The 6,423-nt window shown below is 73.8% G+C and carries 5 protein-coding genes; 3 read left to right on the top strand and 2 right to left on the bottom strand.

Annotated features, from left to right (window positions below):
• Window positions 1-102: 102 nt before the first annotated feature.
• Window positions 103-1,341 (bottom strand): type VII secretion-associated serine protease mycosin, encoded by a 1,239-nt coding sequence (mycP, locus tag GTW40_RS28855; RefSeq protein ID WP_161183079.1) that lies wholly within the window; start codon window positions 1,339-1,341, stop codon window positions 103-105.
• A gap of 11 nt (window positions 1,342-1,352) precedes the next feature.
• On the bottom strand, window positions 1,353-2,876 hold the full coding sequence (gene eccB / locus GTW40_RS28850) for a type VII secretion protein EccB (RefSeq protein WP_161183078.1): 1,524 nt from the start codon (window positions 2,874-2,876) through the stop codon (window positions 1,353-1,355).
• Window positions 2,877-3,073: 197 nt separating this feature from the next.
• Here eccB and eccE point away from each other — a divergent pair, with 197 nt between their 5' ends.
• From eccE to GTW40_RS28835, 3 genes are all read left to right on the top strand, one after another.
• Entirely contained in the window at window positions 3,074-4,411 is a 1,338-nt protein-coding gene (gene eccE, locus GTW40_RS28845; RefSeq protein ID WP_202486550.1) for a type VII secretion protein EccE, read from the top strand.
• Complete coding sequence (locus GTW40_RS28840) at window positions 4,408-5,187, top strand: hypothetical protein (RefSeq protein ID WP_161183076.1); 780 nt, start codon at window positions 4,408-4,410, stop codon at window positions 5,185-5,187. Before eccE ends, GTW40_RS28840 begins: the two co-directional genes overlap by 4 nt.
• A 354-nt stretch (window positions 5,188-5,541) precedes the next feature.
• On the top strand, window positions 5,542-6,423 hold an 882-nt coding region (locus GTW40_RS28835), incomplete at its 3' end, for an SCO5717 family growth-regulating ATPase (protein ID WP_343245814.1).

Raw genomic sequence — 6,423 nt, 5'->3', positions numbered from 1 at the left:
AAGGCGGAGGAGGGAGTCGATGCGGAGCATCGGCGAGTGACGACAACGCGGCGAGGTGCGGTGCCAGACGCCGCGAGCCCGGCGTGATCGGCGAGACACCCCCTAGAGCCGCCCGCGCCGCCGCCGAGCGTCCCGTACCGCCACCCCCGCCCCCGTGAGTCCCGCGACCAGCACCCCCGCGCCGATCGCCACGTACGTGGCCAGGCGGGCGTTTCGTTCCTGGGGGGTTTCGCCGAGGGTGAGTTTGGCGGGGGTGGGGGGTTCGGCGTGGGTGAGGACGGGGTCGGGGTGGGGGGTCTCGATCGGGTGGTCGTCGTCCGTCAGGGCTCGGACGGGGTCGACCACGCCCCAGCCGACGAGGCGGTCGTGGCCGGGGATGGAGCGTTCAGCGGTCTGTTCGATCTGGGCGATGACCTCGCGGGAGGTCCAGTCGGGGTGGCGGGACTTGATCAACGCCGCTACGCCCGCCACGTACGGCGCCGAGAAGCTCGTGCCGTTGTCGGAGCAGTGGCCGCCCTGGGGGACGGTGGAGATCATGTCGACGCCGGGGGCGGCGACGCCGACGAAGTCGCCCGACTGGGAGAAGGCGGCGCGTTCGTTGTTGCGGTCGGAGGCGGCGACGGCGAGGACGCCGGGGAAAGAGGCGGGGTAGGTCTTCTTGACGTTGCCGCCGAGGCCGTCGTTGCCCGCCGAGGCGACGACCACGATCTTGTGGGCGATGGCGTCGTTGACGGCCGCGAGCAGGTCGGCGTCCTGGGGCACCGGCTTCACGGTGTCCTGGGAGATGTTGATGACCTGGGCCTGCTTGGCCGTCGCGTGGCGGATCGCCCGCGCCAGTGTCGCGGCCGTACCGTTGCCCTCCGCGTCGTTCTGCTTGATCGGGATGATCGTGGCCTCGGGGGCAAGGCCGACGAAGCCGGTGCCCTTCATCGGGCGGGCGGCGATGATGCCCGCGACGCGCGTGCCGTGGCCGACGGTGTCGGTGGTGCCGTCCTTCCGGCCGCTGTCGATGGGCTGGCCCTTGTCGTCCTTGGGCGGCAGGAGGTTGGTCCCGAGGGAGGCGTTCACCGCCTGCTTGAGCTGCGGGTTCGCCGTGTCGACGCCGGTGTCGATGACGGCCACGCGGACGCCCCGGCCCTTGGAGCGGCTCCACAGGTCGTCCAGGATGACGCGCTGGAGGGCCCAGGGCGTCCCGGAGTACACGTGGTTGGTCTTGCTGAAGGTGCACTGGTCGGTGCCGGAGTCGGCGGCCGCTGGCGGGGCCGTCAGCAGCCCGCCGCCCACGGCGAGAGCGGCGGCCACGCCGGTGCGGGTAAACAGAGAAGCTCCAGAGCGTGTCATCGGGCCGTCCCTCAAGAACCCTGCGGCTGGCGCGCGCCGGCCGTCGAGAGCCGGGGGCCCGTCGGCAGGAACTCGGACCAGGCGACGGGCACCGGCGCGGGCTTCACGTCGGCATAGCCGAGGTGGGTCTGCGCCAGCTTGGCCTCCCGCTGGAGCTGCTGGCGCTGCTCGGCCGAGATGCCGATCCCGGCGTCGTCGCCCGCGCTGTCGTCGTTGGACTGGAGGGCGTAGCGCAGGCCGGTGTCGGTGACCAGGAAGACCGGTCCGACGGAGGTCTCCTTGCCCTGGTACTGGCGGTAGAGCTGGCCGGAGCCCGCGGTGACGTAGGCGCTGGAGGAGCCGGTGGCGAGGACGGCCGGGAAGTCGCCGCCCGCCCAGGTGCTCAGGGTGGTCTCGCCGCCGCCGGAGACGTGGCGCAGCACGTTGCAGACGGTGTTGCGGCTGCCGGGGGCGGTGGACGCCTCGTTGACCGCCTTCGGCTCGTGGACGGGCCACTTGTACTCGGTGGCGAAGGGGCTGCCCTCCTCCACCGCGCCGGGGCTGACCTCCAGCTCGTGGCCGGTCTGGCCGAGCTTCACGAGGTCCTCGCTGGCGAGCAGGAGCTTGGCGACGAAGTCGGAGACGGGGGCGATACGGCCGGGCAGCACCACGTAGTACCGCTCCTGGCCGTTGACGGGGGTCCTGAGCACCATGCCGACGCGGTCGGCGCCGGCGTCGAGCCGGCCGCCCGCGCGGGCCGGTGCCCCGGGGACGCCGTCGACCTTCGGGAAGCGGATCGGGGAACCCTGGTGCAAGGTCTCGATCCACTCCTTGGTGACGCGCTCGGGTACGCGGTCCGGGCCGACCAGGGTGCGCAGCAGCAGGGCGTCGGCGGCGTCCACGCGGTACGCCCAGCCCTGCGCGTCGACCACGTAGCGGGTCCCGTCGGAGGTGGCGACGTAGAGCAGCTGGCCGCCGTGGAGTTTCTCGGTGCCCTCGGTGCGGTGCTGGTCGCGGGCGGCGAGGACGAAGGCGGCCTTCTGGATGGAGTCGCCGTTGCCGCTGGGGCGTTCGCACACCACCCAGCGCTTGGCGCCGCTCGCCTCCTTGCCGGAGGGCAGCCGGTCGGGGGCGTAGGGGATGCCGATGGTGACGCCGTGCGGGATCTTGCCGTTGTCGAGGATCGACTCGTCCACGGTGACGACGTCCACGTCGCTCTGGGTGTTGAGCACGAGCTTGGCGGAGGCCATGTTGAGCACCGGGTGGAGCTGGACCTTGTCCTTGGTCTTCAGCACCACGTACCGGGTGGTGGACTTGCTGGCGATGATCACCTTCTGGCCGGGGGCGTCCCAGCCTTTCGGCGCGGTCGGTTTGAACATGCCCCAGGCGCCGAAGGCCGCGACCACGACCGCCGCGGCGATCGCGCCGGGCAGCACCGCGCGCAGCGGGCTCGGCGCCCCCTCGTCGGAGGCGTCCGGCGCCGACCGGACGAAGGACGCGAGCATGCGGCGCTTCGCGAAGGTGTAGGCGTTGAGTTGGTCCCGCCGAGATGCCATCTGTGCCCGTTTCTCCCCGTGTCTCACGTGGAGCGCGCCCGGGGACCGCTCTCCCCCGCCCTCCGTTGTCGGACCCGGCCCCTACTATGCCTGGTGCGGGGCGAGTCCTGCGGAGCGGGTAGGGTACCTGGGCCCTCAAGGGCCTTGTGCGGGCGCCTGGTTCCAGCGAGTTGTGAGCAAATCGGGGGGATGGAGTGATGGCTTCGGGAACGCGGACACGGCTGCGCGGCCGGTCGGCGGCGCGGCCCGGCGGGTCCGGGTCCGCACCGGCGCCCCGGCAGGCGTCCGGCCGGTCCGGTACGTCGTCGCAGGCCGTCACGCTCGGCCTGGGACACCGGCCGGGCCGCGCGGGTTCGTTTCGTTTGCAACGACTCGTGCTGGTGGAGATCGCGGCGGCGATCCTGCTGGTCGGCTGGGTGATAGGCCCGCTGGCCCTGGCGCCCGCGGGCGTGGTCGCGCTGGCGCTGATCGCCCTGGCGTTCGTCCGGCGGCGCGGCCGCTCGCTGCCCGAATGGCTGGCCACGGCACGGGAGTTGAAGGCGCGCAGACGGCACGCCGCGAACACGCCGATCCCGCCCGGCACGGAACCCGCGCTGGTGCCCGCGCTCGAGTGCGAGCCCGCGCTGCGGACTTACTCGTACGGGGGACGGGACCGCCGCCCGGTCGGCATGGCCGGGGACGGCACGTTCCTGACCGCCGTGCTCCAGGTGGAGGCCGACGCCACGGCGCTGCGGGCCGAGCGGAACCGGCAGCCGCTGCCGGTCTCCCTGGTGCGCGACGCCCTGGAGGTGGACGACATCCGTCTGGAGTCCGCCCAGGTGGTGCTGCACACCCAGCCAGCGCCCGCACTGCATCTGCCCCAGCAGTCGGTCGCCGTCGCCAACTACCTTCCGCTCCAGGAGCAGACGGGCGCCCCGGCGGTGCGCATCACCTGGGTCGCGCTGAAGCTCGACCCCGAGCTGTGCGCGGAGGCGGTGGCGGCGCGCGGGGGCGGCCTGACCGGCGCGCAGAAGTGCGTGGCGCGCGTGGCCGACCATCTCGCGAGCAGGCTGACCGGGGCGGGCTTCCGGGCCACGATCCTGGACGAGGAGGAGCTGATCACCGCCCTCGCCACCTCGGCCTGCGCCAACCCGCTGGTCACGGCGGAGGCAGGACGCGGCGAGCGGCGCGAGCGGCGTACGGAGGAGTCGGGGCGCAACTGGCGCTGCGACAACCGGCGGCACACCACGTACTGGATCAGGCGCTGGCCCCAACTGGGCGGCGCGCGGGGCGAGTCGCTGCCGCAGTTCCTCGCCCTGGTGACGGCGACCCCGGCCCTGGCGACGACGTTCAGCCTCACGCTGGCGCGCGGTGAGCGGCAGGAGGTGTCGCTGTCCGGGCATCTGCGGGTGACCGGCCGTAGCGACGACGAACTGGTGGCCGCGCGCCGCTCGTTGGAGGGCGCGGCCCGGCACGCCGGGGCCGGTCTGGCCCGGCTGGACCGCGAACAGCTGCCGGGAATGCTGGCCACGCTGCCCCTCGGAGGCGCTCGATGACGACCACACGGACGACCGCCGCCGCTCCGGACTCCGACGAGAGCGGGGCCCGGGGACTGCGCCGGGCCGGTGAACTGCTGCGCCAGGGCCTCGGTCTGATCGGCCCCCGGCACGCCTGGCACACCCTGCCCGGCGACCAACTGGACGCGCTGGCGCTGCCCATCGGGGACGACGGCGTGGTGGCCGGCGTGGACGCCGAGGGCCGCCCCGCGGTGCTGGGCATCAACCGGCCCACGCCGTACGACGTGGTGCTGATCGGCGGCCTGTGGACGGCGCAGGTGCTGGCGCTGCGCACGGCGGCGACGGGTGCGCGGGTGGCGGTGGAGACCGGCCGCCCGCAGTCCTGGATGCAGATGGTGCACGCCATGGGCGGCGGGCAGAACGGCCTCGCCGTGTACGAGGTCGGCCGGGTGCCCCCGCAGGGCGCCTCGGCGGGCACGCCGGTGCTGGTGGTGCGGGACTGCGGGATGCGGCCGCCGCGCGGGCGCGTGGTGGCGGGGCCCTGGCAGTCGGTGGTGACGCTGCTGCCGTATCTGAGCCCGGTGGCGCCCCGGTTGCTGCGCCAGGCGCGGCTCACCGGTATCCAGCGGGTCTCGCCGGACGAGGCGGCCGAGCTGGGCCGCGCGATGGGGCTGTCCCGGACCGAGGTGGAGTCGCTGCCGGGGCTGCCCGACGGTGTCACCCTCTGGTGTACGGATCGCGACCGGCAGTACGTGCTCACCCAGCCGACCGACGCCGAGATCGGATTGTTGGGCAACCCGCGCCGCATGGACTGAACGACCTTTCTTGTCCGCTTTGTTCGCCTTTCGTGCAACGAAGGACGTCCGGGGTTTTGTCGCGTGACCGGTTGTTTGCCCCTTTATTTCCCGGGTGGTTGGGCCCGGCGGCGTGGCGTTCGTGGCGCCCGCGCGGGACGTCGATGGCGTTTCGGGGGGTGGGCGGGCCTGCCTGCGCGGGGCCTGTGGTGATTAGGCTGGGAGCGGGCGCGATGCCGGACCCGCGGGCGGGGCGTCGTCCCCGGGGAGGACCGGCGGACGGCCCTGCCCGGCACGACTACGGACGACTTGAACGACACGACTTGGTCGGCCCCCGCACGCGTTTGAGGGTGCCCGACCACTTCAGGAGGAACTGTGAGCAGCGATCGGGACGGTATGCGCGGGGGCTGGGCCACACCCGACGACGACCAGCCCGACGCGGAGTCGGCCGCCGAGAACACGGGCGAGTTCACCATCGACTACGCCCCTCCCGCCTGGTACACGCAGAACGCGTCCTCCGGCGGGGGCGGGGGTACGGGTGCCTCCTCCGGGGGGTCCGACGGGGCGGGTGTGCCGACGGGTCCGGGGCCTGTGCCGCCGCCGTTCGTCCCGGCCACTCCGGCTTCCCCGGTCTCCCCGGCTTCTCCGGTCTCCCCGGTGGCGGGTCCGACGCCACCGGTGCCCCCCGCGCCGGGTACTCCGGGTACTCCAGCTGCTCCGGGTGTGCCCTTCGCGCCGCACACTCCCGCCTCCGGACCCGGCGCCCCGTACGCGCCGCACACTCCCCCGGCGGGAACTCCCGCGCCGGTTCCGGGACTTCCCGCCGGATTCGAACCGCAGCAGGGTCAGCACCAGCCGGGCCAGGTTCCCTCGGAGCCCGAGCCGGACAACGGCGACCTGGAGAGCGGGGCGACGATGCGGTTCTCCGCCGCCGCCCTGAAGCGGGAGATCGAGGAGCGTACGGCGGCGGAGGAGCGGCCGGAGCAGGGCGCCGAGGGGGCCGACGAGGAGGCTCGGGCGGCCGACACCGCCGACACCCCCGAGGGCACTGGCGACGTGACCGGTGAAGCCACGTCCGAGGAGACCCCGGCCGCGACGACGGACGGGGAGTCGGACACCGCCCCGGAGGGCCAGGACACCCCGGCCACGGACACCCCGGAGAACGACGACGCCCCCGAGGCCCCCATCGCCGACGCGGACGCCGGAGACGCCGGGGAAGCCGGAGACACCGACGCCGCCCCGGCCGACCACTCCGCC

Source organism: Streptomyces sp. SID4985 (assembly GCF_009863025.1).
Lineage (GTDB): Bacteria > Actinomycetota > Actinomycetes > Streptomycetales > Streptomycetaceae > Streptomyces.
Note: the sequence above shows the minus strand (reverse complement) of the source record. Positions and strands in the feature narration are given on the sequence as shown.

Bases quoted from the DNA above. Each gene is read 5' to 3' on its own strand.
- mycP (WP_161183079.1), bottom strand. From the start codon at position 1,341: ATGACACGCTCTGGAGCTTCTCTGTTTACCCGCACCGGCGTGGCCGCC.
- eccB (WP_161183078.1), bottom strand. From the start codon at position 2,876: ATGGCATCTCGGCGGGACCAACTCAACGCCTACACCTTCGCGAAGCGC.
- eccE (WP_202486550.1), top strand. From the start codon at position 3,074: ATGGCTTCGGGAACGCGGACACGGCTGCGCGGCCGGTCGGCGGCGCGG.
- GTW40_RS28840 (WP_161183076.1), top strand. From the start codon at position 4,408: ATGACGACCACACGGACGACCGCCGCCGCTCCGGACTCCGACGAGAGC.